The organism is Rhodococcus sp. NPDC127593 (assembly GCF_042671975.1).
GTDB lineage: Bacteria > Actinomycetota > Actinomycetes > Mycobacteriales > Mycobacteriaceae > Rhodococcus_F.
The window spans coordinates 69,955-96,517 of sequence record NZ_JBHXWI010000023.1 but is presented as its reverse complement, the minus strand read 5'-3'; the positions used below and the strand labels follow the sequence as shown (position 1 = coordinate 96,517).

Here is a 26,563-nt window from a genome sequence, read left to right as displayed (position 1 = left end):
TTCGCTTCCGTCAATGGGGGAAGGGGAGTACGTGCGGCGAGCGTCGAGCCGGTGCCCGGACGGCACGGTAACTTCGTTATGGGCTACTATAACCATGTTATGCGGTAGTGGCAAGCGTCACTCGGGCACTTCGGTGCCCACCGGCGGAAATGCAAAGTCAGGTGGAGATATGGGAGAGACGTCGTCGGCCCCGGCGCCCGAGGGTGTGCCGGAGCGGCTGATTCGGGCCACGGTGGGACTGCTGGCCGATCAGGGCCCGTCCGCGATCAAGGCGCGGACGGTGGCGTCCGCGGCGGGACTGTCGACGATGGTGGTCTACCACCACTTCGGCGGCATCCCCGAGCTCGTCCGCGCGGTCGCAGACCATGGCTTCACCGAACTCGGCACCGCCTTCTCCCGGGTGCCGGAGACGGAGGATCCGGTCGTGGATCTGTTCGCGCTGGCGTTGACGTGCCGGCGCCTGGCGCGCGAGAATCCTCATCTCTATGACTTGATGTTCGGATTGTCCACTCGTGCCACCTACCGACCGCTGGAGTCGGACGTGCGGTTGAGTGGACATTCGCCTGCCTTCCGCGAGGCCTATGCCCTCGTCACCGGCGCGTGTGCACGTCTCGTGAGCTCCGGCAGGGTGGAGCCCCACGCCCCAGATGTGGTCGCTGCGCAGCTGTGGAGTTACGTCCACGGTTACATCACCCTGGAGTTGGGCGAGCATTTCGCCGAGTTCGACGACGCGGTGGGACAGGTTCTGCTGCCGATGGGGGTGAACTTTGCCGTCGGTCTCGGCGACACGCGTGAACGCGCGCAGGCTTCACACGAGCGGGCGGTGCGCCTGTACGGTTCGGTCCGGTCGGCGGTGGACAGCTCGGCGGGCGTCTGAGTTCAGACCGCGGTGCCTCGGGCGCGGCGAGCTGAGCCCGAGGCCCCGCTCCGGGTGCCCAGGGGCGCTCTGGCCCAGCGGGTTCCGTCGCAGTCGTCAAGGGCCCCATGGTGCCTCATGGCGTGCCGCGAGGATCCCCGAACCTGTGCCTGGCAGTGCTCGTTCGTCCAGGGGTGCCGGTGTCCTTCTCAGTATGGAGGCCGAATCGCGACCCTGCCGCCGCGTCGGACTCAGCCGCCCGGCAACTCGCGGACGGGCGGCCAGGTCGAAAACCGGAGAATCCGGGGGAGATGCCGGAGGACCATTGCATTCGCCATATAACGAAGTTACAGTCGGGGCATGAAACGTGAACTCGTGGGCCGCAAGGTAATCATCACCGGGGCCGCGCGCGGCATCGGTGAGCAAGTGGCACGGCTCGCCGCCGCCCAGGGAGCCCGCGTCGCCCTGATCGGACTCGAACCCGACAGACTGCGTCTCCTCGCCGAGGAACTCGGGCCATCGGCGCACTGGTGCGAGGCGGACGTGCGCGACAGCGCGGCGCTGCAGTCCGCGATCGACGAGTGCGCCAATGTCATGAACGGTGTGGACATGGTCGTCGCCAACGCCGGAGTGGCCGCATACGGAACGGTGCGGCACGCGGACGAGGCGTCCTTCGAACGCGTCGTGGACATCAACCTCAACGGGGTCTTCCGCACCCTCAAGCATGCGACACCGCACCTGCAACGCAGTCGGGGCCACGTGCTGATCGTGGCCTCCGCACTGTCGTTCACCTCGATCGGCGGTCTGGCCTCCTACGGCGCGAGTAAGGCCGGAGTCGAGTCGCTCGCACTCGCCTACCGCGCGGAAGTGGCCCACCTCGGGATCACCGTCGGACTCGTCCACCCGTCCTGGATCGACACCGACCTAGTGCGAGGCGCCGAGGTCGACATTCCTTCGTTCCAGAAGATGCGCCGGCGCCTACCGTATCCGGGGAACGTCACGACCAGCGTCGACCGAGCGGCCTCCGCCATCGTCGACGGACTCGCCTACCGGCGCAGTCGGGTCTACGTTCCTCGGGCGGTCGCCGTCGCCAACTGGGCCAAGGCGCTGCTGAATTCACCGCTGGTATGGCCGTGGACCAGACGGTTCTCCGCCGCGACGGTTCCCGCCCTCGAGGCCGAAGTTGCCGCCTTGGGCCGCAACGACCAACTCGTTCCCGAGTTGCCGCACCTCAGCGAAAACGATCAACGCCGCCCGGCGCGCATCTAGCGAAAGCCACTGCAGTCCGGGCGAAAAACAAGAGATAGGAAGACGCGATGAAAGCTGTTGTTCTCGATCGATACGGGAACATCGACGGTGTGCGGGCGGGTGAGGTACCCGATCCGGAATTGCGAGACGATGACGTCCTGGTCCGAATCCACGCCGCGAGTGTGAACCCCTTGGATCTGAAGATCCTGCAGGGAAAGCTCAAACCTGTTCTTCCGTACCGCCTACCGATCGTCCTCGGCAATGACCTGGCCGGTGTCGTCGTTCGAGTCGGACCCGCGGTGCGCCGATTCCAGCCCGGCGACGAGGTCTACGCGCGGCCCCGGCAAGATCGGATCGGCACGTTCGCGGAAGCCATTGCCGTGAACGAGGAGGACGTGGCGATCAAGCCACGAGAACTCACCATGGAAGAGGCGGCGTCAATCCCTCTGGTCGGTTTGACCGCGTGGCAAGCGCTGATCGAGAAGGCAAACCTGCAAGCGGGACAGAAGGTTCTGATCCATGCCGGCTCAGGCGGTGTCGGCACCTTCGCGATTCAACTGGCCAGGCATCTCGGCGCGACGGTCGCCACGACGACGAGCAGCGCGAATGCCGAGTGGGTCGAGCGCCTCGGTGCGGATGTCGTCATCGACTACAAAAAGGATGATTTCGCGGAAATCCTGCACGACTACGACCTGGTCCTCGACACCCTCGGCGGCGAGACGCTCAACAGGTCACTCCGCGTTCTCAAACCCGGGGGGAAGGTCATCTCCATTTCCGGTCCGCCCGATCCCAGCTTCGCGAAAGAAGCCGGATTGAACTGGATCGTGCAACAGGTGATGCGCCTACTGAGCTTCCGAATCAGAAGGGCAGCGAAACGACGCAAGGTGACCTATTCGTTCCTGTTCATGAAATCGAGTGGAGAACAACTACGCCAGCTCGCGTCCCTCATCGATGCCGGCACCATACGCCCGGTCGTCGATCAGGTCTTTCCCTCGAATCGACCAAAGACGCATTGACGTACGTCGAACAGGGACGCGCCAAGGGCAAGGTCGTCGTCAAGGTCGGATGACGATGTCATCGGCGGCTGGTGACGGTCAACTTGCGACGCTCATCGATTCGACCTCCGTCGCGCAGGACCAGGAGCTTGCTTCCTCGATCGCGCCGGTGCGCACACCGGGCTCTTCTTGACCGCCGCGCGAGGTGATGGAACCCGGAGAGGTCACCCTCTGATGGCGCCGTCGGTATCGTTTGCAGTCGCGAGTTGGACGCCACCGCGGACTCGAGTCCGGCCCGGGTGGTGACGGCCCAGGACGTCGTCGTAGATGTCCTGGTGCAGGAACAGGCGGGAGAGCCTTGCAGCTCTGGCCCTGCCGGTGTACTCGGGTCGAGAGCAGTGGCTGGTTGATGAGGTCGTGGTTGGTGTCGACGTCGGGGAAGACGATCGACAAGTTTGCCACCCAGTCGAGGGATACGGTGTTTACGTACTCCACCTGCCAGTATAGGATTCCTTATAGGAGGTGGAGCGATGACAGTCACGATGAACGCCGACGAACTGGTTGCTGACCTGGGTCGCGAGAGGGCCCGCGAGGTGGCCGCCCACATCGCCTACCTACGGCGGCTCCGTCAGCTCCACGAGCGCGGCTACACGCAGGTGAAGTTGGCGACGCTCGTCGGGGTCAGCCAGCCGACGATCAGTGAGATGCTACGTCGGGCGCGGGTCAACGCACCAGATGTGCGCCCTGGCACCCACGGCGGCACCCCTTATGAGATCGCGGCCCGCTACGCCGCCGGCGAGCTCGACCGGGACATCGCTCTGCGTGAGCTGACCACCTGGCGCTACGAGCGGCCCGCCGAACCCAACCCGATTCCCTGGGCCAACGACGGCGCACCGGTGGTCGAGGGCGGTTTCAACAACCAGGTCGGGCGCGCACTGCGCGACGGTCTGCTCACCGACGAGGACTACGACGCCGTGCTCGACGCCCTGGCGGACGACTGACCTGTGCTGACACCCGACGAGATCGAGCACCGCCGCGCGTTCCTCGCCTCACTGTCCACCGCGGACGGCCCGCTGCACCCGGACGCCGCGTACGCGTCGGTGAACAACCGGAGGTGGTTCCGCACGGTCGACGGGGTGCTCACCCCGACCGCTCGCCGAGCACGGTTGCACGAGCGGATCCTCGAACAGTGGCGGGTCGCGAACCCACATGTGGTGACCGAGCTGTCCTCGATCCTGCTCGCGGGGCCACCGGGGGCAGGTAAGTCCTCCACCCACGAGCGGTTGTTCCACGGCCACGACCAGCGACAATGGTGCGAACTCGATGCCGACGTGTTCAAGCGCTACCTGCTCGAAGCCGCAGTGGACGACGGCACCCTGCAGGAGTTGCAGCCCCCGGACCTGCGGGCCGCCCCGGGGCAGACGAGCAGGTTCTACCCGTTCGAACTGTCCGCTCTCGTGCATCACGAGTCCACCGGGTTCCTGTTCACGGCCGCCGAGCGTGAGGCCGTCGACCGGGGAGAAAATCTCATCGTCGACGGCACCCTGGCATGGAAGCCGCACGCCGAACGCCTCGTCGCCGGCCTCGCCGAGGCCGGGTACCGAATCCAAGTGGTCGACGTCGAAGCCCCGAAAGACGTGGCAGCCGAGCGGATCGTGGCCCGGTGGCGGCGCGGATTCCTCCAGGCCCTCGACGCCCCAACGGACCCCGAACGCCGTCTCGGTGGGCGGTGGGTGCCCGTGACCGCCCTCGACAGACTGTTCACCGAGTTCCGGGCACCGGACAACACGCCGCTGCACGGCAAGTCGGTGACCGAGATCAACGCACGCGAGGTCAGCAAGGATCACACCGCCGTCACCCGATACGACCTGTATCGCACCACGTCGGCCGATGCCGCCGCCGAACACGTCGAACGCCACGAACGGCTCGTCGAGGGCGGCGAACTCACCCCGGTCCCGTTGCCCGAAACATCCTCTCGGCCAACGAGTGTCAGCGCCGACATACCGGACGCCCGCGAAGCGCTGGCAGACCGCCCACCGGGACGAGTCGGCCGGCCACCTACCGAAAACACCGGCCCCGCTGCCGCCGATCCTGGCCGGGAAACCTATCGAGACCTCGACCTGTAGGGGATGGCCATATGGGTACCAAAATGCTTGTAGCGGTGCCGTGACGTGCTGGGTAACGCTCGTGGTCCGGCCTGCTCGCGCCGTGGATCCGCCACTGGGCTGGACGGATCTGATGTCGGTCGGGGACGGGACAGCGGGGGAGCTGACCTGGTCGGTCCGGGTGGTCAGCGAGATCGCCGAGCAATATCCTCGTGACACCGGCCACCGCGCGGCGACGTCGTGTCTGAGCTGGCTGCGGCGACGTCGGACAACGTCTGCCACAGCTGCTCCACCGCGGGCGATCCCATATCGCCCATTCAGCCGCAGAAACATCACGCCTTCGTGGTGTAGTGGGCCATTCTCTTGACGTAGTTGTCGGCGTTGTGTCGTATCTGCTCGAGCTCGTCCGGGGTGCAGTCGCGTCGAACTTTGCCGGGTATGCCCGCGACGAGTGAGTTCGGTTCGATGACGACGCCTTCGGACACCAGGGCACCGGCCGCGACGATGGTTCCTCGTCCGATTTTGGCGTGGTTCATCACGATTGCGCCCATGCCGACGAGGACGTCGTCGTCGATGGTGCAGCCGTGCAGGACGGCATTGTGTCCGACGGACACACCGGAGCCGATGGCCAGCGGAGCTCCTGGGTCTGCGTGGAGTACGCATCCATCTTGGATGTTGCTGCGCGATCCGATGGTGATGCGGTCCGCGTCGGCGCGGATGACTGCGTTGTACCAGAGGCTGGTTTCGTCGCCGAGGTGTGCATCGCCGATGAGGGTGGCGTTCGGTGCCACCCATGCGGTGGCGGCGACGGTGGGCGTGTGCCCGTTGACGGTGATCGGGGTCGTCACGCGAGGACCTTTCCGGGGTTGAGGATGCCGCGCGGGTCGAGGGCGTTCTTGATGGCGGTCTGCATTGCCTGGACCGGCGGTGGCAGCTCGCGGGTGAGACCGGCCATCTTGAGTGTGCCGATGCCGTGCTCGCCGGTGATGGTGCCGCCGAGGTCGAGCGCGACGTCCATAATCTCCTCGAACGTGCGCTGAGCGCGGGCTTTTTGGTCGGCGTCGCCGGGGGTGGTGACGATCAGCGGGTGGAGGTTGCCGTCGCCGGCATGGGCGATGGTCGCCACGAGGGTGTCGTTGCGGTGGGCGATTTCCTCGACCGCGGCCAGCATGGCGGGCAGCTGGTCTTTCGGGACGCACACGTCTTCGGTGAGGACGTCGCCGAGACGTTCGACCGCGGGATAGGCGAGTTTGCGTGCAGCGAACAGAGCTTCGGCTTCGGCGTCGTCATTCGATCGCATCGCCCAGCCGGCGCCGGCGCTGGTGAAGCATTCCGCGATCGCGTCGGCTTCCTCGGTACCGGTGTCGCCGGGGGTGTCGGTGCGGGCGAGGAGCAGGACGTTGGCGTCGGTGGACAAGTCCATTCGTTTCCACTGGTCGATCGCTTCGAGGCAGTGGCGGTCCATGAGTTCGAGGGCGGCCGGGGTGAGTCCGGCGCGGGCGATGGCGCGGACAGCGTTTCCGGCGTCGACTGTGGAGTTGAAGGAACCGACGATCGTCGTGGGTGGTGCCTGCAGGGGGCGCAGGCGGACGGTGATTTCGGTGACGAGGGCGAGGGTTCCCTCGGATCCGGTGAGCAGTCCGACCAGGTCGTACCCGGCGACGCCCTTGGCAGTTCGGCGGCCGACTGTGGTGAGTTCTCCGGTCCCGGTGACGATCTCGAGGGCGAGCACATAGTCCCTGGTGACGCCGTACTTGACGCAGCACAAACCTCCTGCGTTGGTGGCGACGTTCCCACCGAGGGTGGACCAGGGGGAGCTGGCGGGGTCGGGCGGATACCAGAGCCCTTCGGCGGTGCAGGCGGCCCGCAGATCGTCATTGATGACACCGGGTTCGACGACAGCGAAGCGTTCGAGGGTGTCGATCGTCTTGACGCGATTCATCTTCTCGAACGAGATCACCACCGAACCCTCGACCGCGTTCGCCGCTCCGGCCAGACCGGTGCCGGCGCCCCGGGCGACGACCGGCACGTGGTGCTCGTAACAGGCGCGGACCGTGCGCTGTACCTCCTCTGTGGTGGTGGGGCGCACGAGCGCGATGGGGCTGCCGTGGGCTGCCCAGCTTGCCTGATCCCGCGAGTACGTCTCGAGCACAGCGGGGTCGGTGGTGGTGCAGGCCGCCGGGAGGGCATCGAGAAGTGCGGAGGACGGTGCGCCGGTGGTCAGGGTGCCGGTCATGCGATGCACCGCGTTTCAAGTCCACCGTCGACTGCCAGGCAGACGCCGGTGATGTAGCTGGCGTCATCGCTGGCGAGGAACCGGGCGGCGGCGGCGAGCTCCCACACGGTGCCCATTCGCCCGATCGGGGCGATCGCGTTGCGGGCCGCGACCATCTCCGCCGCGTCGGCGTACTGACCGGCGATCTGACGGTAGATCAGGGGGCTGTCGATCAGTCCCGGCATGATGGCGTTGATGCGGATACCGTGGGCGGCTTCGTCGACGGCGAGGGTGCTGGTCAGGTGGTTGACCGCTGCTTTTGTCGCGTAGTACGAGCTGTAGGGCAGTCCGGTGTGACGGACCGCGGCGAGCGACGAGATGTTGATGATGGCACCTGATTTGGCCTTGCGCATGTGCGGCAGCACGTATTTGCAGGAGTGGAAGACGCTGGTGAGGTTGATATCGAGCGCGCGCTTCCAGTCTTCGGTGGAGAGGCTGACGGGATCTCCCATCTTCGTCACGCCGACGTTGTTGTGCACGATGTCGATGCGATGGTGTTGGTCGATCACCGTGGCGACGGCGGCGGCTACCGAGTCTTCAGCGGTGACGTCGACCTGCAGTGCGGTGGCCGTGCCACCGTCGTTGGTGATGGCGTCCACGGTGCGGGTCGCTGCCGTGAGGTCGATGTCGCCGCAGATGACGGTGGCACCGGCGCGGGCGAAGGTCATGGCGACGGCGCCACCGTTACTCCACCCGTCGTCGGCGGTACCCGCCCCGAACAGGAGGGCAACTTTCCCCTCGAGGGGTGCGCCACCGGCCTCTCGCGGCGGGGTGGTCTGTCGGAGGGTGTCGGTCACGGGTTGGTCCTATCTGGTTCGGACAAGGCGAGTTCGAAGGTCATGGCGATCGGGTTGTGGCCGCGGACCACCGCTCCCGTGTACACGTTGCCGTCGATCGCGACGGCGGCGCAGGACAGCTCTGCCCGTGCCCGGCCGCCTGTGTCTCGGGTGATCGACCCGTCGAGGTACATCACTTCGGTGGCCGGCCCGGGTGCGGTGATGACCGGTGTGCCCTGGGTGAGGGTGGCGCCGATGAAGGAGCCGATCTTGCCGCGCACGACCGCGTTGTCGAACCCGTGGGTCTCGGCGAGGTCCTCGACGGCGGCGACGATGTCGACGTTGGGGTGGATCCGGGCCACCACCGAGCGCAGCCCGCCCGCGTGTGTCGTGGTGTGGTTCTGCGCCGGTTGTGGTTGGAACACCGGGAAGTTGATCTCCGGGTCCGGGGTCACCGTCATGGCGACGTCGTCGGTGGCGTAGAGATCGGCCAGGACACCGGCGCCGAGGAGCACCGAGTCCGGTATCAGGTGCCCGGCACGCATGACCCCGTCGGCGCCGACGAATTGGGCGTGGCAGTGCGCGAAGATCTCGCCGTCACGCTTTCCGATGGTCACCCCGCCCCGGACGAAGGCCGCGGGGCCCTGGCCCCGCCGGGGTTCGCTGAAGGTCGCCACGCTGGTACCGGCGTGGCAGATCGAGGGGATGTAGTAGTCGAAGGCCTCGAACGTCCCTCCGCGCAATTCACCGAAGGCGCTGGTGAATCCGCGGGCGAACACCGCGTCGTGCAGGGCGGGGAGCAGCGCCTGACCTGCGGGGAGTTCGGTGTCGATGTGGTGGAGGGTCGCCGGATAGGCGTCCACCCGCTGGGATGCGGGTGGGCCCGGGTGCTCGAGTCGCGGCACCCCCGGGAGCAGGGAGATATCGGGGACACTCACGATCCGACCTCGCTCGGCCACAGCCCCAACTGGAAGAATTCGTTCTTCAGCAGGGTGGTGGTGACCTTTCCGTAGCCGGAGGTGGGCAGGGTGGGTGCGAATTCGATCCGCTTGGGCACCTTGTAGCGGGCCATGTTCGATCGGGACCAGGTGAGCAGCTCGTCGGTGGTCAGGGGCGATCCCGGGCGCAGCACGCAGAGGGCGTAGCCGACCTCTCCCCAGGTGGGGTCGGGGGCGCCGACGACACCGGCGGCGACCACGTCCGGATGCTTGAGCAGCTTTTCTTCCACTTCCCGGGGGTCGATGTTGGAGCCACCGGAGATGAACATGTCCGAGGCCCGCCCGGTGATGTACAGCAGTCCGGACCCGTCGAGGTAGCCGAGGTCCCCGGTGCGGAACCAGCCGTCGCGGAAGGCTTTCCGGTTCGCCTCGGGGTTGTCGAGGTAGCCGGCGAATACGGCCGGCCCGCATACGCAGATCTCGCCCCGCTCACCGGCGGCCAGTTCGCGGCCCTGGTCGTCCTGGATGCTGATGGTCATGCCGGTGCGGGCGTAGCCCGCGGTGCCGATGCCGTCCGGTTCGGGTGTCGTCCCGTGCAGTTCGGGTGGCAGGACGGTGATGTTGCCGGTGACCTCACACAGGCCGTAGTACTGAACCAGCACCTTGCCGAGGACCTCGAGGGCGATCCGCTGGTCCCGTGAGGACATCGGGGCGCCCGCATAGACGACGTAGCGCAGGCTGCTGCGTGCGGGATCGTGACCGTCGGCGGCCTGGACCAGCTTGTTGAGGATGGTCGGGACGGTGAACATGGTCGAGACGGCGTGCCGCTCGATCAGCTGCCATGCCTCACCGGCGTCGAGGGAGTCGCTGCCGGTCAGCACGATCGCCGCTCCGCGGGCGACGTGGGTCAGGGCGTGCACCCCGGCGCCGTGCGAGAGCGGTGCCAGCACGAGGGTGGCGTCGCGGTCGGTGAGCTGCGGCATCAGATCGCACAGGTGGTTGGTGACCACGAACGCCATCTGATCGTGGGTGAGCACCGCGGCTTTCGGTCGCCCGCTGGTCCCTGAGGTGAAGAAGTACCAGGCCGGGGTTCCGACCTGGACCGGTGCGTCGACGCTGACCGCGTCGGGGAGGTGCTTGTCGATCAGTTCCGCGACGTGGGCGCTGCCGAACCGCGCGGCGTCGCGGTCGTCGCCGACCGCCCAGGTTTCGTATCGGTTCAACGCCTCGGCGTGGGGGGCGCAGGTGTCGTGGCAGATCACCAGGTCCGGTGCGACGAGGTCGGCGAGGGGGGCGACGTCGTCGGGCACCAGCTTGCAGTTGGTGGGGACGATGACCGCCCCGAGTCGCCAGGTGGCGAACAAGACGGTAAGCGTGTCCATGCAGTTGGGGCTGTGGAGCAGCACCACCGATCCGGCGGTGAGTCCGTGGCCGCGCATCGCGGCGGCCAGGGCGCTGACCCGGTCGTTGAGCTGCGCCCACGTCCAGGTGTCGTCCCCGCGGATGACGGCGGACCGGTCCGGCAGCCGGGCGGCGGCCTGGGTGAGCAGGGTGGCCAGATTGGTGGTGCGCTGCGGCGCGGTGGTGGTTCCGAGTGCGGACATGCTGGTCACCACCTTTCCAGGATGGAGGCGTAGTTGGTGACGGCGGTACCACCCATGTTGAATACGCCTCCGAGGTCTGCGGTGGGGAGTTGGAAGGTGCCGGCTTCGGCGGTGAGCTGCATTGCCGCGATCGCGTGCATCGACACCCCGGTGGCCCCGATCGGATGGCCCTTGGCTTTCAGACCGCCGGAGCGGTTGATGGGCAGCTTGCCGTCGGGCAGCGCGAGTCCCTCCTCGACCACCTCGTGGCCGCGGCCGCGTTCTGCCAGCCCGAACACTTCGTACTGGATCAGTTCGGCGATGGTGAAGCAGTCGTGGGTTTCGATGAAATCGAGGTCGACGGTCGAGGTCGCCGCCTGCTCGAGTGCCCGATTCCAGGCCAGGCGGGCGCCGGCGAACTCGATCGGATCGCGGCGCGAGAGCGGGAGGAAGTCGTTGGCGTGGGCGCGGGCGCGGAAGGCCACCCGGCGCGGTGCGGCCTGGGCGCGGTCGGCGCTGGTGATCACCAGCGCCACTGCGCCGTCGGAGAGCAGGGAGCAGTCCGTGCGCCGCAACGGCTCCGCCACATAGGGGTTCTTGTCGGAGACGGTGTTGCAGAAGTCGAAGCCGAGGTCCTTGTGCAGCTGGGCGTACGGGTTGCTCATGCCGTTGTGGTGATTCTTGGCGGCGATGGCGGCCATTGCCGCGCTCGGATCTCCGTAGCGTTCGGCGTAGGCGCGGGCGATTCCGGCGAAGACACCGGCGAATCCGCCTGTGACGTTCGATTCTTCGGGCCGGTAGCAGCCGGAGAGCAGGATTTCCCCGGCGCGAGGGGTGTCGACTGCGGTCATCTTCTCGGCGCCGATGACCAACGCGACGTCACCGCGTCCAGAGTCGATGAAGTCGCATGCGGCGTACAGTGCGGCACTTCCTGTGCCACAAGCATTCTCGACGCGCATCGCGGGAGTGTGCTGGAACTCGGGCATCGACAGGGACACCAGGGCCCCCTGGAAGTCCTGGTCGGAGAAGCCGTTGTTGTAGACGCCGACGAAGATGCCGTCGACTTCGCTGGGCTCCACCTGAGCGTGGGTGAGGGCTTCGGGAACGACGGAACCGATCAGGGCGGTGACGTCGGGTTCGTTCAGCCTGCCGAATTTCGAGTGTCCCCACCCGGTGATGGAAGTGCGAGAAGTCATGTTTTCTCCGATATCGAATGTCGCGAGCAGGTGGCCGCGGTGGTTGGTTACAGGGCTGATGATTCGGTGCGCAGGGTGGGGGCGAGCCGGGCGGCTTCCTCCTTGAGCAGGATCGCCAGACGCGCTTGTCGGTCCGGCCCCATCCGGGAGCTGATGGCCGCGATGCTCAGCGCGAGCGCGGGTTCGCCATGGGTGTCGAGGACGGCGATCCCGATCGCCCACGATTCGGGTACGACCATGCCCTCGTTGACCGCGATGCCGCCGCGCCGGCGGGTGCGCTCGGCTTGCTCGAGCAACCGGTCGGGCGTCAGCTCGGGATACCGCTGGGCCAGTTCGGGCGCATTGGCCGCCATCACACTGGAGGCGACCTGCGGAGGCAGGGCAGCGAGCAAGGCCATGCCGTGCGCTCCCACACCGAGCGGGTACCGGTCGCCGGCCTGCAGCACGTGACTGCGGATCGGCCACGTTCCCTCCTCGCGATGTACACACACCGAGTGAGTGCCGCGGCGCACCGAGATGAAGGCCGCGTCCTCGGACACCTGCGCGAGCCGCACCACCGAGGCCAGGGCCTGCTGCTGCAGTCCGTGCCGACGTTCGGCGGCATTTCCGACGGTGTACGCCTCCGGACCGAGCAGGTACCGCCGGTCGTCGGCCTGCTCGAGGTAGCCGGTGCTCACCAACTCCGACAGCAATCGGTGCACCGTCGGCTTACTGAGTCCACTCTCCGAGGCCAACTCCGCCAGGGACAGTCCGCCGACACGATCCCAGCCCGCCACCATCGACAGCAGATCGAGGGCGCGCCGCACACTCTGCGAACCAGGAAGGGCGTCCCGGCCGGCCCGAGCCGACACCGATTCGGTGGAATCGTTCCGCATTGTGAAATCTCCCTTGGCGCACGTCGTGCGAGGTTGGAATGGGTTAGCGGCCCGGTGGCCTGCTTACGACAGTAAAACGTGATCTGGATCTCGGTCAACAATTTCATAATGTGGACCGATTTCCTGCGGCTTTGGCTTCCTGCTTGACGTCACATGCTGGAAGGGAACACAGTCACACCACAGCGTGACTCAGATCACGCCCTTGGTCTCCTGGGGAAGGAGGGCGGTGCAGAACCCCGCCGGCACTTCTTCCGCCCCCCTTGCTCGATGAAAGACAGGATCCGCAATGACTCCGACGTCGGCGGCCGCACGGCCACCACGAATCGATATCCGACAGGTTCGGTGGGCACGCATCGGTATCCCGCTGTTCGTGACCTACTTCATCTGCTTCATGGACCGAACCAACATCAGTGTCGCCTCCCCTCACATGGCCAGCGAACTGCAGCTGAGCGCGGCGGCCATGGGCCTGGTGTTCTCGGCCTTTTTCTGGGGTTACGTCGTCAGCGGGATGCCCGCCGGTGCCTGGGCCGGCAGGGGACACGCCAAGAACATCATCGTGGCATGCATGTTGATCATCGGACTGTCCGCGGCCGTGACCGGTGTCGTCCACAACCTGCCGGTTCTGATGGCAGCACGCATCGTCCTCGGACTCGCCGAAGGAGCCATCTTCCCGGCCTTCGCAGTCATGTTCATCAGCTGGTTCCCCTCCCGCGAACGCGGCCTCGCCGTCGCCTTGACGATGTACACCGTGCCGCTGTCCTCGGCCGTGATGGCGCCCCTGTCCGGATGGCTGATCGAGGTCACCAGCTGGCGCGCGATGTTCATCATCCAAGCCGTTCCCGCAATCCTCGTCGCGATCTGGCTGTACTTCTCGGCCACCGAGAAGCCGGAAGACCACCCCCGCCTGAGCGCCCAGGAACGGGACCACATCCTCGCCACGCGTACCGTCGAGACCACCGACGAATCGACCCTGTTGCAGGTGTTCATGCGGCCGGTGGTGTGGTTGCTGGCGCTGATCTACTTCTTCTGGGTCATGGGCATCTACGCACTGACCCTCTGGCTGCCCACCGTCATCGGCGACCTCACCGGACAAGGTTCGTTCCTCGTCGGACTGCTGACCGCCATCCCGTTCCTCGTCGGCACCGCCGCTCTGTATCTGGTCACCAAGCGTGCCGTCGCCAGTGGCCGCTCACTCGGCTCGTTCATCGCACTGCCCATCGCCATCAGCGGCACAGCGATGATCGTCCAACATTTCGTGCACTTCGGAGCGGTCTTCAGTTTCGCGATGCTCGTCGTCGCCGCCGGCTCCATCTACGCAGCCCTCGCACTCTGGTGGACCTGGGTAATGCAGATCGTTCCCCGCAACCAGGCCGGGGCCTCGGTGGGTTTCGTCAACCTCTGCGGAAACTTCGGCGGCCTGGTCGGACCCCTTCTTATCGGGTTGGTCGCCACCGCCGGCAACACCGCCTCGGGCTTCTGGATCATCGGAGTCGGGGTCATCCTCGCCGCGATGATCGTGGCGGTTCTCGACGCCCGGCGCACCAAGACCAGCGGTGAAGACGAGCCCACAGGACAGCACACGACGACCGATCCGGAGCACGCGTCCCATCCCCATTGAAGGCGACGGTTCCGGCAGCGGAGTCGCTGAGCCCGTTTCCCGAGTCGCTGACATGACGACCGAACACACAGAGGCGCCGTCCCGAGCCTATTCACCTGAAAACAACGAAAGAACTGGAACCACGATGAAAGAACGCATTGCCCTTGTCACCGGCTCCGGGGCAGGGATCGGAGCTGCCATCGCCGAACGACTGGGTGAGCACGGACGGCACGTCGTCCTGGCCGACTTGAACCACGATGCCGCTCACACCCTCGCGGCCGACATGACCCGCCGCGGCATGAGCGCGGACGCGCTGACGATGGACGTCGGTGACCGCGCCTCGATCGAAGCGGGCATCAAGTGGGTTGCCGACACCTACGGCCGCTGCGACATCCTGGTCAACAACGCCGGTATCGCCAAGACGTTCCCGTTCCTCGACTACCCCGACGATCACTGGGAAGCGACCCTGCGCGTCAATCTCACCGGGGCGTTCCGCTGCGCTCAGCAGGCAGCCCGACTGATGCTCGAACAACGATGGGGACGCATCATCAACATCGCCTCCATCAGCGGGATACGTGCCGGTGCCGGTCGCACCGCGTACGGCACCTCGAAAGCGGGTCTCATCGGCCTGACCCGGCAAATAGCAGTCGAGCTGGCCCCGCACGGCATCACCGCCAATGCCGTCGCACCGGGGCCCATCGAAACCCCCCTGTCGCAGTCCGTGCATACCGCGGCCACGCGCGAGGCCTACAACCGCCTCGTCCCCGCGCAGCGCTACGGCACACCCGACGAGGTCGCCGGCGCGGTCAACTTCCTCGCCTCCGACGACGCGGCCTACATCAACGGCCACGTCGTGCCCGTCGACGGCGGCTTCATCGCTGCCGGCATGCTCAGCGACTGACAACCTCTGGATCGGCGAGACATCCGGAACTGACGCAAACCCGTTATTGACCAACATCATTCCCCCCACCGAGATCGGCTCATCCCACCGACCGGTTCATCCAGTGAAGAGAAAGCAGCACACGTGCTCACCGCAGAAACACCCACCATGACAGTCGAGATGTTCTACGACGACGATGCCGATCTGTCGATCATCCAGGGCCGTAAGGTCGCTGTGATCGGTTACGGAAGCCAGGGCCACGCGCACTCGCTGAGCCTGCGCGACTCGGGCGTCGATGTGCGTATCGGCCTCAAGGAAGGCTCGAAGTCCCGCGCGAAGGCCGAGGAGCAGGGCCTGACCGTCGGTACCCCCGCCGAGGTCTCCGAGTGGGCCGACGTGATCATGGTGCTCGCACCCGACACCGCGCAGGCGTCGATCTTCACCAATGACATCGAGCCCAACCTGAAGGACGGCGACGCGCTGTTCTTCGGACACGGCCTCAACATCCACTTCGACCTGATCAAGGCTCCGGAGTTCGTCACCGTCGGCATGGTCGCCCCCAAGGGTCCCGGCCACCTGGTGCGTCGTCAGTTCGTCGACGGCAAGGGTGTTCCCGCGCTCATCGCGATCGACCAGGACCCCAAGGGTGAGGGCCAGGCTCTCGCGCTGTCCTACGCCAAGGGCATCGGCGGCACCCGCGCCGGCGTCCTCGAGACCACGTTCAAGGAAGAGACCGAGACGGACCTCTTCGGCGAGCAGGCCGTGCTCTGCGGCGGCACCGAGGAACTGGTCAAGACCGGTTTCGAGGTCATGGTCGAGGCCGGCTACGCGCCCGAGATGGCGTACTTCGAGGTGCTGCACGAGCTCAAGCTCATCGTCGACCTCATGTACGAGGGTGGCATCGCCCGCATGAACTACTCGGTGTCCGACACCGCGGAGTTCGGTGGCTACCTCTCCGGCCCGCGCGTCATCGACGCCGGCACCAAGGAGCGCATGAAGGCGATCCTGGCCGACCTCCAGTCGGGTGAGTTCACCCGCCGCCTCGTCGCCAACGTCGAGAACGGCAACACCGAACTCGAGGGCCTGCGCAAGGCCAACGCCGAGCACCCCATCGAGGTCACCGGCAAGAAGCTGCGCGGGATGATGAGCTGGGTCGACCGCCCGATCACCGAAACCACCTGAGCACATGCCTCGGTTCCGCCGGACACCCAGTTCATCGACACCGTCTCATCACGCCGGTCACGAGTCTGAGGTTTGCCATCTGCCGATCGATATAGCCAGGCGGCGCGTTTCAATAGGAAAGGAAAATCGTGGTGACTTCTGGGCACGGTAATGCCGGAAACCCGTCGAATTCGGACGAGGAATGGTTCGCCGACAAGAATATGACCGTCGAGGATCGCATGGGATACTCGGCATGCGACGACACCCTGCCCGAGTACAGTCTCAGCCCGTACTCGCGTCGGCGCGAGGGCATTCCACAGGGAAGTGTCACCCAGCACACGCATCGAAGCGAGGTGTCTTATCCGGGGGTCGAGCGGGACTACACGCTGTACGTTCCTAGTCAATACGATGGATCCGTCCCCTTGGCGCTCATTGTGTTCCTGGATGCGGCCGAGTACCTCGCCGCCGACTTCGGTGCCATCGCAGCGCTGGACAACCTGAACGCCGATGGGCTGATTCCTCTCACCGCCGCCCTGTTCATCGACGCAGGCAAGACCGGGCCCGGATACCCCATCTTCGGCGGTTCCGATAACCGGAGCATCGAGTTCGATTCGATCGACGACACCTGGGTTCAGTTCTTGGTGGACGAGTTCTTCCCCGCGGCGATCGGGCATCTCAACGTCTCTTCCGAGGCCGCCGATCGCGTCATCGTCGGATACAGCTCCGGTGGGAACGCGGGGTTCACTGCGGCGTGGCATCGGCCGGACGTGTTCAGAAATGTGATCTCTCACTGCGGGTCGTTCGTCGACATCCGTGGTGGACACAATCACATTCCGGAGGTTCGCCGGTCCCCGCGTAAGCCAATTCGCATCTGGATGCAGACCGGTCGACGAGATGCCCGAGTCGTGTTCGGCGATCTCGTCGCGGCGAACCGCGAGATGGCTGCCGCGCTCGAGTGGAGTTACTACGACTACAAGTTCGTCTTCGGTGAAGGCGGACACACATTGCGTCACGGCGGCTTCGAGTTCCCTCGAACGCTCCGATGGTTGTGGCGGGATCATCCAGCCACTGCACGGACCTACTAAATCAGCTGAGACATTGGAGATTTAGGTGAGCACAACTACCACCGCATCGGGGTCCGGTAATACGATCCCGTCGACGGCCGGCGACTCCACCACCCTGAAGGGCTCCCTCGGCACCTTCGGCCTGTTCTTCAGCATCATGTCGTTCAATGCTCCGCTCGTTGTCGTCATGGGCGTCATTCCGATCATGGTCGCGACCGGGAACGGAATCGGAACACCGTTCGTATTCGTCGTCGGAGGGGCCATCGTGGCCTGCTTCGCGACCACCTTCCTCCGGATGTCCGCCGTCCTTCAGCGGCCCGGCGCCTTCTACGCGTACGTGAGCGCCGGGCTGGGAAGGAAGATGGGACTGGGTGCCGGATTCACGATGCTCCTGGCGTACTTCACGTGCGCGACCGGGTATCTCCCGTTCGCCGGCTCGTCTGTGGGCTCCTTCGTGTCCGGGACACTCAATGGGCCCAGTCTCCCGTGGTATCTGTGGGCGTTCCTCATCTGGGCGCTGGTAGGCATTCTGGGCTACCTGCGTATCGATGTGTCGGCGAAGGTCATGGCCGTCATTTTGTGCCTGGAGATCGCCGTCGTCGTCGTGTACGACATCACCGTTTTCGCTCGCGGCGGTGCCGATGGCCTCAGCGCCGCACCGTTTTCGCCGGCGCACTGGTTCGACGGTTCGTTCGCCACCGGGCTGCTCTTGGCGTGTGCGATGTTCGGCGGCTACGAGATGACCGTGCTGTTCCGCGATGAAGTGAAGCGGCCTGAGCGAACGATTCCTCGCGCGGCGTTCGGCCTCATCGCATTCGCCATGGTCCTGTACGCAGGCACGACGTGGCTCTTTGTCAACGCACTCGGTGTCGACGACGCCGTCGCGATGTCGACCGTGGAGGGTACCGCCGCGTTCGATGCAACGATTCGCGAGTTCGGTGGGCGGCTTCTACTCGACGTCGCTACTGTTCTGCTCGTGACGAGTTCGTTGGCCGTCATCATCTGCGCGCACAACGTGGCGGCGCGGTATCTGTTCAATCTGGGCGCGGACGGGGTGGTGTCCCGCTCTCTCGCCGCGGTGCACCCTCGGTTCGGTTCGCCGTATCGCGCATCCATCGTGGTGAGCGCCGCGGTGTTGATCGCTAATCTGGTCGTTGTCATCGCGGGGGTCGACGCGATGGTGTTCTACGGCGCGCTGCTGGGGATCGCGGCATTGACAGGTATCTCCGTGCAGTTCCTCACCTCGATCGCGATACCGGTGTACCTGATCCGACACGACAAGTGGAGAGGCCACGTCTTCGCCTCGTTCGTGGCGCCGTTCGTGGCGCTGATCGGATTCGGATGGTCCGTGGTGATGTCGATTGACCACTTCTCCTCGCACACCGGCGGCGTGACATGGTTGTCCAGCTTGCTGATCGCGATCGTGTACGGAACCTTCATCAGCGGATTCCTCGTCGCGATGCGGCTGGAGCGCACCAAGCCGGACATCTATCAACGGATCGGTCGCCAATGAGCACAGACCGCACCTACTGAGCCCAGTCAGAGGCGGGAGCCGGCGATCAGAGCGCGCGCCTCAACGCCGGCTTCCCATCTATGGTCCCGCGCCGGCTCGAGCACGCGCTGTGAGCCGGAACAGAAAGAGAGATCGATGAGCGGCACGAACCTGCCTCTGATGACCTCGGATGGCGTGACCATTCGGTACGACGACGAGGGTGAAGGTCGTCCCGTCGTGTGTGCTTCCGGCTTCGCAGATCAGGGCTCGAGCTGGGTGTTCCAGCGCGACGCCTTGGTGGAGGCCGGTTATCGTGTCATCCGATTCGATCACCGGATGCACGGCCGGTCCGATTCGCCCAGTCACGGGCAGAGGATGAGCCGTCTCGGTCTCGATCTCGGCGAGCTGGTCACCACCCTCGACCTTCGCGACGTGGTCCTTGTCGGTCACTCCATGGGCGTATCGGTCAGCCTGGCGTACTTCTCGACCGCCGCCGACGCATGGGACCGGGTCACCGCCTTCGTCGCGATCGACCAGTCCCCGAAGATCGTCAACGAAGGGGACTGGCAGTGGGGCGTTCGCGGCATCACGGGCGAAAACCTCTCCTCCGCCGCGGACTTCCGGTTCGACTGGTCGAATGCGGACCGTGAACCGGCCGTCCCCCCGAGCATGTGAGGCCCCTCCGACCGGCGGGTGACGAGTGGTGGGAGCAGTTCCCGGTGGCACGGGCACGTCCTCTGCTGATCGACCATTTCGTCGCCGACTGGCGCGATGTCCTGCCCCGCATGCCCGTCCCCACGTGGGTCGTCACCGGCCGGCACTCGCCGTACTACGAGCTCGACGGCATGCGTTGGTTCGCCGACACCGTCCCACACGGCAGCCTCGCGGTCTTCGAACACAGTGGACACGAACCCCATCTGAACGAGTACGAGGCATTCAACGCCCAGCTGCTCGACTTCATCGGCCAGCACTGACAGCGGCCACCGATCGATTGGAACAGCATGAAGGGCGCCACGCTCCAGGAACACGCAAAATCGCGGGCCGACGAACTTCCGGGCGCGAATCTCGAGCACCCCTTCGGACCGGACTGGGAGGTATACAAGGTCCGGGGCAAGGTGTTCATGCTGTTGACCGCGGTCACCGGCGAGCCGATTGTGATCCTCAAAGCCGCCCCGGCCGACGGTGAGGCGTTGCGCAGCGCCCACGCGGACATCACGCCCGGCTACCACATGAACAAGCGGCACTGGATCACGTTGTCGCCGGGTGAATCGATCGACAAGGCCCTGGTGGACGAGCTGGTGACCGAGTCGTATCTGCTCGTGGTGGAGAATCTTCCCCGCACCGAGCGGCCGGTCGACTCGAAGACCTTCGGGCAAAGTCGTGCAAGTGAGACTGGCTGGTGACCGGATACAACGGGGGACGTCTTCTGCTGCGGACGGCCCCCTCAGGGTTCGCTCTGTGCGAGCAACATTTGCCGGGCCGCCGTCCATGGCGCCCCGTCCGAGACAAGGAAATCATGGCTAAGAACACAACTACCGACCGCGGCGTCTCGGCGTTGCACGAGACTGTGCGGTGGTCCGACGGCATCGTAATGTCGTCGACCCGGATTCCCTCCACAGACGGAGTACCTGCCGTGACCGGGTCCGAGACCGGAAACGGCGAAGTGGAAGAACTACCGTTGGCGCCCGGCGTACTCGCTCTGAGGGGCGGGTGGCGGATCTGCCACCGGACCACCCAGGGCAGTCGTCGTGACCATGCGGGGGTCGACGCATGATTGGCTACGTCCTGCTCTTCGGAGCCATCGTCTGCGAGATCGTCGCGACGATGGCGCTGAAGGCGTCCGATGGCTTCAGCAAGCTGCCGCCCTCGATCCTCGTGGTGATCGGGTACGTGTGCAGCTTCACTCTGCTCGGCTTGGCACTCAACCGTGGTTTGCCGATCAGCGTCGGCTACGCCATTTGGGCTGCCGCAGGCACAACCGTCGTCGCGATCCTGGGCGTCGTATTCTTCCGAGAAACATTGTCCGGTATGGCGATAGCCGGCATCGCCCTCATCATCGTCGGGGTCGGCCTATTGAATCTCGGGAACAGCGGACACGGCGGTTCGTCTGATCCCACCCTCGATGATCACAGCTCGCACGACGCCGTGGAGAGCTGAAGTCAAACGCGTAGCACGTTGCTGCCGCATGAACCCCACGGTCACCGCCCCCTACCTGCGGTCCTGATCCTAGAACTCGGAGCCCTGCCCTGCCATCCTCTGTACCGGTGCCAGGGTCAGGGTGAGCGCCCAATCAACTGACCACCTACCGAGATACATTGCATGAGTAGCCACACTTCGTTCGCGAGATCGACACCCCGCCAAGGTTTAGCAAGGCCTTGGGCCGTCGACGGCGCTGCCACCGACTATGACATCCTCGACTTCGCCGTGCTGTGGGCGCCGATCGGTGGCCCTTCAGACCAGCACATACACAAGGCCTTCGGTCTTGCCTCCGTCGACTACAAGCATCGACTCGATGAGGCGGTACGCCGCTACCGCGCTCAACCAGCGGGCCGACGTGCCCAACAGGTGGGTCCGGTATACGCTGACTCAGTCCTTACTACTGGGATGCTCTATGGGTTCGACCGCGAACTCCGTGAACCAGACACCACGCTGACGCCGACCGCCTGCCCTGGCCACTTCTTCTCGAACCGTCGAGAATCGTTGGTTATCCGACAACCGCTACGAACTGCGGAAATCGCCTGCAAACGCGTCGACAACCCGTGTCGAGAAACTATGTCGAAAAACCTGCGGGGCGGTGTTGTTCTCGGGACCGAGGCCTGGGTGTGTGACTCACGGCGATAAGTGGCATTGATTTCGCGGCTTTATATGGCGCTGCCTGCCGGACTCGCGGAGCCGCCCTTGGTCGTGTGAATTGGGATTGGGCTTGCAGGACGAACGGAGGGAATCGGGGCCACCTCCGTTCGCTGCGGCGGCGACAGAATGTGCGAGGGGCACCTTCCTGGTCGACGGCAAACTGTCGGTGAGCGCCAGCGTCGTGGAAGGAGAGATGGTTCGGGCGGTGAACCTTCTTGGTTGGCGCGCCATTGGCCGTGAAGCAGATACGCACAGCTGAGAGTTCGGCGAATTCAGTTGATGCCCTTCGCCCACCATCCGGATGGCGGGGATGCCGCAAGCTCCCAGCGAGGCGCGTAGTGCTCGAGGAATATCTGCCCTACCAGTTCCCCGCGGCTGCGCACCCCGGTCTTGTCGAAGATCGACTTCATGTGGTCTTGAATTGTGTAGACGGATAACGACATTGCGTGCGCCATTTCCCTTGTCGATCGCCCTTGGATGCACAGCGCAGTGAGATGGAATTCGCGTTGGGACAGTCCGTAGGCCATGGCAATGACGGGCGCGATCTCATGCGGCGTCGCGGGTTGGATGATGACGGCGGTGCGTCCGTCTTCGGCACCGGAAAGCCTGGTCCCGTACAGCAACAGCCAGGCGCCGGATCGCGTGCGTACCCGCGAGCGCGCGGCAAGTTCCAGCGGATCGGTGCCCGGTTCGATCGCCCGCGCCCGGGCCGCGATGGCCTGCACGACCTTCGATTCGAACGGCGTCGACGGCGCCGGGACCTCGACAATTTCGTCGATCCAGCGTTCCGCGGCGGGTGAGACCGATTCCGGGTTGCCCGCGGCGTCGAAGACCACCACGCCGGGGCCGTAGTCCACGGTCGTCACGGCGGCCTCGACCTCGTGGAGCATCGAACGTCGCAGACCGATCGCGAGCGCGGGCGCCAGCGCGGCGATTGCGCGGACGTGCTCGGCGGTGTACCACGGCGCGCCCGCATCGCGCAGGAATGCCGCTGCACCCCAATAGACCCCGTCCGACACCAGGGAGACCCGCAGCTCGTCGCCGATTCCGTACGCCTCGTGCGAACGGTGCCGTGCACTGCGGGACAAATCTCCGTGGGTATCCAGACTAAGTGCACCCGCCAGGCGGCCACTGTGCGCAAGAAACGCCCACTTGTCGACGTCCTCGACCTCGTATTCGTAGTGCGCCAACCAGGATCCGGAACACCCAACGTTCCGGTTGACGCTGCCGGTGAACAGGATGGTGCCCGGGTCGACGGTGTGCCAGCAGCAGCGGTCATGTGGGATCACCGTGCGCAGGGCCTCGCTCATTCGCGCGCTGTACCCCACCCAGTCCAGCTGGTCGGCGGCGGCACGCGAGATCTGATCGCGGACGCGTGGCAGCGAGCTCTGCGCCATGTCCGAAGTGTATCGCAGCAGGTTAGGGCTGCCTACCCCAGAAATCTGGGTGAATTCCCCAGGATTCAGGGATATGCCGCAGAACCGACAACGACGACGCTGGTTTCATGACGATGACAGCCCATACCTCCGCCGAAACCGACCACGACCTGCCTAACCCGGAGCCGATCATGCAGCTGGCGTCCGGGTTCATGGCCGCCAAACACCTCTTCGCCGCCAGCCAACTCGGTTTGTTCGAGGCGTTGGGCGAGGGCCCCACCGACCTGCATGGCCTGGCCGCCCGCACCGGGCTTACTGCCCGAGCCACCCGGATCAGCGCCGACGCCATGGTCGCGCTGGGTATGCTCGAACGCCGAGGCGAACAGTATGTCAATACCGAGACGGCGGCCGCGTTCCTCGCCGGCGGATCGCCCGCCGACCTGCGTCCGCTGCTGCGGTTCTGGGACAAGATCAGCTTCCCGGCGTGGGAAGACCTGGCCGGCGCACTCGCCCGCGGGCCGAAACGCCAGATCTTCGACCTCGACGCCGCCCTGCAACCCATCGCCTCGATCGGTATCGAGGCGTTTTCGGCCGGCCCCTCGCTCGCCCTGCCGGACACGGTCGATCTGTCCGGCAGTCATCGACTCCTCGACATCGGCGGCGGCACCGGCTCCTGGTCCATCGCGGTGGCGCGCCACTGCCCGCAACTGAGCGCGACCGTGTTCGAGCTGCCGGCGGTTGCCCAGACCGCGCAGGACCGCATCGCGTCGGTCGGGCTGGAGGGGCGAATCGACGTATGCGCCGGCGACGCGATGGCCGACCCGCTGCCCGCCGGATACGACGCCTTCCTGGTCGCGAACCTGGTGCATTACTGGTCGCCGGAGCAGAATCGTGCGCTGCTACAACGCATTCGCGACGTCGCCGCACCCGGCGCCACGCTGCTGATTGCCGACTTCTGGACCGACCCCACCCACACCCAGCCGGTCGCGGCCGCCCTGATGGCGGGCGAATTCGCGGTCCACCTCGAACACGGCGACGTCTACAGCGTCGGAGAAGGCATCGCCTGGCTGCAGGACACTGGCTGGCGCTACCGCGACCATCGCTCGCTCACCGGCCCGATGAGCGTCATTGTCGCCGAAACCGCTTGAAACAAGACAACACCCAAGGAGCACACGATGAGCGAGCATCAAGTCGCAATCGTCGGTGCCGGCACCTCCGGGGTCGCGGCGGCGGTGGCCCTCGCCGACCGTGGCATCAACCCGTTGCTGATCGACCGCGCCGACCAAGTCGGTTCGTCGTGGCACTCTCGTTATGACCGGCTGCGACTGAACACCGGCAGGCAGTTCTCCCACCTGCCGAACCGCCCCTACCCCAAGGGCACACCGACCTTTCCCACGCGGGAACAGGTGATCGACCATCTCGAGCGGCACGCACGTGCGGACGGGATCGAGCTGCGCCTGGGCTGCCCGGTGGAACGGCTCGACCTAACGGACGGGCACTGGCGGTTGACCACCGCTGCCGGTTCGGTCGACGGTGCCGAGGTGGTGGTCGCGACCGGCTTCGATCATGAGCCCTTCGTCCCGGACTGGCCCGGACGCGGGGACTGGCGGGGTGCACTGGTTCATTCCTCGCAGTACCGGAATCCCTCCCAGTACAACGGGAAACGGGTCCTCGTGGTGGGGGCGGGCTGCTCGGGCATGGAAATTGCCTACGACCTCGCCACCGGAGGCGCGGCAAAGGTCTGGCTTTCGGCTCGCACGCCGCCGAACATCATGCTCCGCCAGGGACCTGGTGGCATACCGGGAGACTTCATCGCGACGCCGCTCTACCATGCCCCGGTCCCTATCGCGGACGCAATCGCTCGGTTCGGCCGGGAGAGGAGCATCGGCGACCTGCGCGAGTTCGGATTACCGATCCCCGACGAGGGGATCTTCGCCCGCAGCGCCCGCCTCGGCGTGGCACCGGCGATCGTCGACAAGGAGCTCATCGCCGCGATCCGAGACAGGTCCATCGAGGTCGTTCGCGGAGTCGAGTCACTCGACGCGGACAGCGTGTGGCTGGTGGACGGTGTGCGAATCGACCCGGAGGCGATGGTCTGCGCGACGGGGTTCCGTCAGGAACTCGAAAAGCTGGTCGGGCACCTCGGCGTACTGGACGAGCGAGGTTGGCCGCACGCCACCGGTGAAAAGCCGGCCGCCGAGAGGTTGCGTTTCATCGGGTTCGTGCCCAGGCCGTCGCAGATCGGGTTCGCGGCGAAGCAGGCTCGCCGTGCGGCCCGAGCGATCGCGCGGGAACTGCGGTGAGCGTCGGCGGTAGGATTCTCCCGCCCTGCCCCGGCGCTCGAACAATGGCGGGTCAGCGCGGAGATGGCCGACCGGTCAGATCCCCCCCACACAAGCGGTCGTTCATGAGACATCACTGACCGGTTGACCTCTACCCAGGTCGGATGTGTAAAGAACACCGTGTACGGAACAACGTCACGTTGTCGGGGGTACGCGATACATTCCCCGATGTGAGGATCGGGTACGGCCGAGTGTCGACGCGGGATCAGCGTCCCGAGTCGCAGCATGATGCGTTGACCGCCGCAGGGTGCGATGAGATTTTCATCGACAAGGACTCCGGGAAACTTGCGTCGCGCCTGCAGCTGGACGAGGCGCTGCTGTCGGCCAACCGCCGGGGTGATCAGCTTGTCGTCACCAAGCTCGACCGCCTCGGCCGGTCGCTGGGGCATCTGATCGAACTGTCCAAGCAACTGAACGCCCGCGGGGTGGATCTGGTGGTGCTCGATCAGGGCATCGACACCTCGACCGCGGTCGGGCGCTGTTCTTCCACATCCTCGGCTCGATCGCCGAGTTCGAACACGCCCTCATGTCGGAGCGCACCATGGATGGCCTCGCCACGGCACGCGCCCGCAGCCGCAAGGGCGGACCGAAACCGAAACTCGGTCCCCGCCAGGTTGCCCTGGCATGCCGCGTTCAGGATCATCGCCGCGGCGAGCCACCACCCGGCGCGGCGTTGCCGAGGATCGGTGCGGTGCGCGGGCAGTGCCTGCCAGATCGCGAGCGCGAGGAACCCGAGGTAGATCAGGGTCCAGATGGAGAAGGCGGGTCCGCCGGGGGCCACCGCGGTGGCGTCGGCGGCGAGGGCGCCGTCGGCGACCTGGGAGATCGGGGCTCCCACCAGCGCCCCTGAGCCGATGATCGAACCCACGATTGCCACCACCGCGGAGAGGATCACGACGAGCACACGGGCACCGTCGTGAGGCGATGATTCGATCGATCCGCTCATGGTCA

25 protein-coding genes and 2 pseudogenes are annotated in these 26,563 nt (G+C 65.8%); 18 read left to right on the top strand and 9 right to left on the bottom strand.

What is annotated here, in order from left to right; all coding sequences use genetic code 11:
• The first annotated feature begins 169 nt into the window (after positions 1 to 169).
• From ACFVJ3_RS22255 to ACFVJ3_RS22235, 5 genes are all read left to right on the top strand, one after another.
• Positions 170 to 877 (top strand): TetR/AcrR family transcriptional regulator, encoded by a 708-nt coding sequence (locus ACFVJ3_RS22255; RefSeq protein ID WP_378454087.1) that lies wholly within the window; start codon positions 170 to 172, stop codon positions 875 to 877.
• Between the two features lie 339 nt (positions 878 to 1,216).
• Positions 1,217 to 2,125: an SDR family oxidoreductase gene (locus tag ACFVJ3_RS22250; protein ID WP_378454086.1), complete on the top strand. Its 909-nt coding sequence runs from the start codon at positions 1,217 to 1,219 to the stop codon at positions 2,123 to 2,125.
• A gap of 47 nt (positions 2,126 to 2,172) precedes the next feature.
• On the top strand, positions 2,173 to 3,120 hold the full coding sequence (locus ACFVJ3_RS22245; protein WP_378454085.1) for an NADP-dependent oxidoreductase: 948 nt from the start codon (positions 2,173 to 2,175) through the stop codon (positions 3,118 to 3,120).
• Positions 3,121 to 3,629: 509 nt separating this feature from the next.
• Complete coding sequence (locus ACFVJ3_RS22240; protein WP_065493764.1) at positions 3,630 to 4,100, top strand: helix-turn-helix domain-containing protein; 471 nt, start codon at positions 3,630 to 3,632, stop codon at positions 4,098 to 4,100.
• A gap of 3 nt (positions 4,101 to 4,103) precedes the next feature.
• Entirely contained in the window at positions 4,104 to 5,225 is a 1,122-nt protein-coding gene (locus tag ACFVJ3_RS22235) for a zeta toxin family protein (protein ID WP_378454084.1), read from the top strand.
• 311 nt (positions 5,226 to 5,536) lie between these two features.
• Here the strand turns inward: ACFVJ3_RS22235 and ACFVJ3_RS22230 are convergent, their stop codons facing one another.
• From ACFVJ3_RS22230 to ACFVJ3_RS22200, 7 genes are read right to left on the bottom strand one after another with little or no spacing between them, the layout of a single operon-like run.
• Complete coding sequence (locus ACFVJ3_RS22230) at positions 5,537 to 6,052, bottom strand: gamma carbonic anhydrase family protein (protein WP_378454083.1); 516 nt, start codon at positions 6,050 to 6,052, stop codon at positions 5,537 to 5,539.
• Positions 6,049 to 7,440, bottom strand: a complete 1,392-nt coding sequence (locus tag ACFVJ3_RS22225) for an FAD-binding oxidoreductase (protein WP_378454082.1) — start codon at positions 7,438 to 7,440, stop codon at positions 6,049 to 6,051. The genes ACFVJ3_RS22230 and ACFVJ3_RS22225 overlap by 4 nt, the downstream gene beginning before the upstream one ends.
• Positions 7,437 to 8,276, bottom strand: coding sequence for an SDR family NAD(P)-dependent oxidoreductase (locus tag ACFVJ3_RS22220; RefSeq protein ID WP_378454081.1), 840 nt, complete (start codon positions 8,274 to 8,276; stop codon positions 7,437 to 7,439). The genes ACFVJ3_RS22225 and ACFVJ3_RS22220 overlap by 4 nt, the downstream gene beginning before the upstream one ends.
• Positions 8,273 to 9,193: a PCC domain-containing protein gene (locus ACFVJ3_RS22215; RefSeq protein WP_378454080.1), complete on the bottom strand. Its 921-nt coding sequence runs from the start codon at positions 9,191 to 9,193 to the stop codon at positions 8,273 to 8,275. Before ACFVJ3_RS22215 ends, ACFVJ3_RS22220 begins: the two co-directional genes overlap by 4 nt.
• Positions 9,190 to 10,797, bottom strand: coding sequence for an AMP-binding protein (locus ACFVJ3_RS22210; RefSeq protein WP_378454079.1), 1,608 nt, complete (start codon positions 10,795 to 10,797; stop codon positions 9,190 to 9,192). Before ACFVJ3_RS22210 ends, ACFVJ3_RS22215 begins: the two co-directional genes overlap by 4 nt.
• Before the next feature lie 5 nt (positions 10,798 to 10,802).
• Complete coding sequence (locus ACFVJ3_RS22205) at positions 10,803 to 11,972, bottom strand: acetyl-CoA acetyltransferase (RefSeq protein ID WP_378454078.1); 1,170 nt, start codon at positions 11,970 to 11,972, stop codon at positions 10,803 to 10,805.
• A 47-nt stretch (positions 11,973 to 12,019) separates the two neighbouring features.
• Complete coding sequence (locus ACFVJ3_RS22200) at positions 12,020 to 12,847, bottom strand: IclR family transcriptional regulator (RefSeq protein ID WP_378454077.1); 828 nt, start codon at positions 12,845 to 12,847, stop codon at positions 12,020 to 12,022.
• A 286-nt stretch (positions 12,848 to 13,133) separates the two neighbouring features.
• Here ACFVJ3_RS22200 and ACFVJ3_RS22195 point away from each other — a divergent pair, with 286 nt between their 5' ends.
• The 10 genes from ACFVJ3_RS22195 (at position 13,134) to ACFVJ3_RS22150 (ending at position 21,198) form a co-directional block, all read left to right on the top strand.
• Complete coding sequence (locus tag ACFVJ3_RS22195) at positions 13,134 to 14,465, top strand: MFS transporter (RefSeq protein ID WP_378454076.1); 1,332 nt, start codon at positions 13,134 to 13,136, stop codon at positions 14,463 to 14,465.
• Between the two features lie 124 nt (positions 14,466 to 14,589).
• On the top strand, positions 14,590 to 15,345 hold the full coding sequence (locus ACFVJ3_RS22190) for an SDR family NAD(P)-dependent oxidoreductase (RefSeq protein ID WP_378454075.1): 756 nt from the start codon (positions 14,590 to 14,592) through the stop codon (positions 15,343 to 15,345).
• A gap of 147 nt (positions 15,346 to 15,492) precedes the next feature.
• Entirely contained in the window at positions 15,493 to 16,506 is a 1,014-nt protein-coding gene (gene ilvC / locus ACFVJ3_RS22185) for a ketol-acid reductoisomerase (protein ID WP_378454074.1), read from the top strand.
• 131 nt (positions 16,507 to 16,637) lie between these two features.
• Entirely contained in the window at positions 16,638 to 17,570 is a 933-nt protein-coding gene (locus ACFVJ3_RS22180) for an alpha/beta hydrolase (RefSeq protein WP_378454073.1), read from the top strand.
• A 25-nt stretch (positions 17,571 to 17,595) separates the two neighbouring features.
• Positions 17,596 to 19,062 carry an APC family permease gene (locus tag ACFVJ3_RS22175; RefSeq protein WP_378454072.1) on the top strand — a complete coding sequence of 489 codons (1,467 nt, stop codon included), beginning with the start codon at positions 17,596 to 17,598 and terminating at the stop codon, positions 19,060 to 19,062.
• Positions 19,063 to 19,197: 135 nt separating this feature from the next.
• Entirely contained in the window at positions 19,198 to 19,716 is a 519-nt protein-coding gene (locus ACFVJ3_RS22170) for an alpha/beta fold hydrolase (protein WP_378454071.1), read from the top strand.
• Positions 19,717 to 19,760: 44 nt separating this feature from the next.
• Positions 19,761 to 20,015 carry an alpha/beta fold hydrolase gene (locus tag ACFVJ3_RS22165; protein WP_378454070.1) on the top strand — a complete coding sequence of 85 codons (255 nt, stop codon included), beginning with the start codon at positions 19,761 to 19,763 and terminating at the stop codon, positions 20,013 to 20,015.
• A gap of 27 nt (positions 20,016 to 20,042) precedes the next feature.
• Complete coding sequence (locus ACFVJ3_RS22160) at positions 20,043 to 20,444, top strand: MmcQ/YjbR family DNA-binding protein (RefSeq protein WP_378454069.1); 402 nt, start codon at positions 20,043 to 20,045, stop codon at positions 20,442 to 20,444.
• Between the two features lie 113 nt (positions 20,445 to 20,557).
• Positions 20,558 to 20,815, top strand: coding sequence for a hypothetical protein (locus ACFVJ3_RS22155; protein ID WP_378454068.1), 258 nt, complete (start codon positions 20,558 to 20,560; stop codon positions 20,813 to 20,815).
• Positions 20,812 to 21,198, top strand: coding sequence for a DMT family transporter (locus ACFVJ3_RS22150; protein WP_378454067.1), 387 nt, complete (start codon positions 20,812 to 20,814; stop codon positions 21,196 to 21,198). Before ACFVJ3_RS22155 ends, ACFVJ3_RS22150 begins: the two co-directional genes overlap by 4 nt.
• Before the next feature lie 968 nt (positions 21,199 to 22,166).
• Here ACFVJ3_RS22150 and ACFVJ3_RS22145 read toward each other — a convergent pair.
• Positions 22,167 to 23,291, bottom strand: a complete 1,125-nt coding sequence (locus tag ACFVJ3_RS22145; RefSeq protein WP_378454066.1) for a helix-turn-helix transcriptional regulator — start codon at positions 23,289 to 23,291, stop codon at positions 22,167 to 22,169.
• A gap of 107 nt (positions 23,292 to 23,398) precedes the next feature.
• Between ACFVJ3_RS22145 and ACFVJ3_RS22140 the strand changes: the two genes are divergently transcribed.
• From ACFVJ3_RS22140 to ACFVJ3_RS22130, 3 genes and pseudogenes are all read left to right on the top strand, one after another.
• The gene (locus tag ACFVJ3_RS22140) at positions 23,399 to 24,418 is read left to right on the top strand and encodes a methyltransferase (RefSeq protein ID WP_378454065.1); all 1,020 of its coding nucleotides are present in this window, start codon (positions 23,399 to 23,401) and stop codon (positions 24,416 to 24,418) included.
• Between the two features lie 27 nt (positions 24,419 to 24,445).
• Positions 24,446 to 25,573, top strand: a complete 1,128-nt coding sequence (locus tag ACFVJ3_RS22135) for a flavin-containing monooxygenase (RefSeq protein WP_378454064.1) — start codon at positions 24,446 to 24,448, stop codon at positions 25,571 to 25,573.
• Between the two features lie 143 nt (positions 25,574 to 25,716).
• Positions 25,717 to 26,129: pseudogene (locus ACFVJ3_RS22130) on the top strand (recombinase family protein); the annotation flags it as partial.
• Positions 26,130 to 26,237: 108 nt separating this feature from the next.
• On the opposite strand, the pseudogene ACFVJ3_RS22125 reads toward ACFVJ3_RS22130, so the two are convergent.
• Positions 26,238 to 26,558: pseudogene (locus ACFVJ3_RS22125) on the bottom strand (tryptophan-rich sensory protein); the annotation flags it as partial.
• Positions 26,559 to 26,563 lie beyond the last annotated feature (5 nt).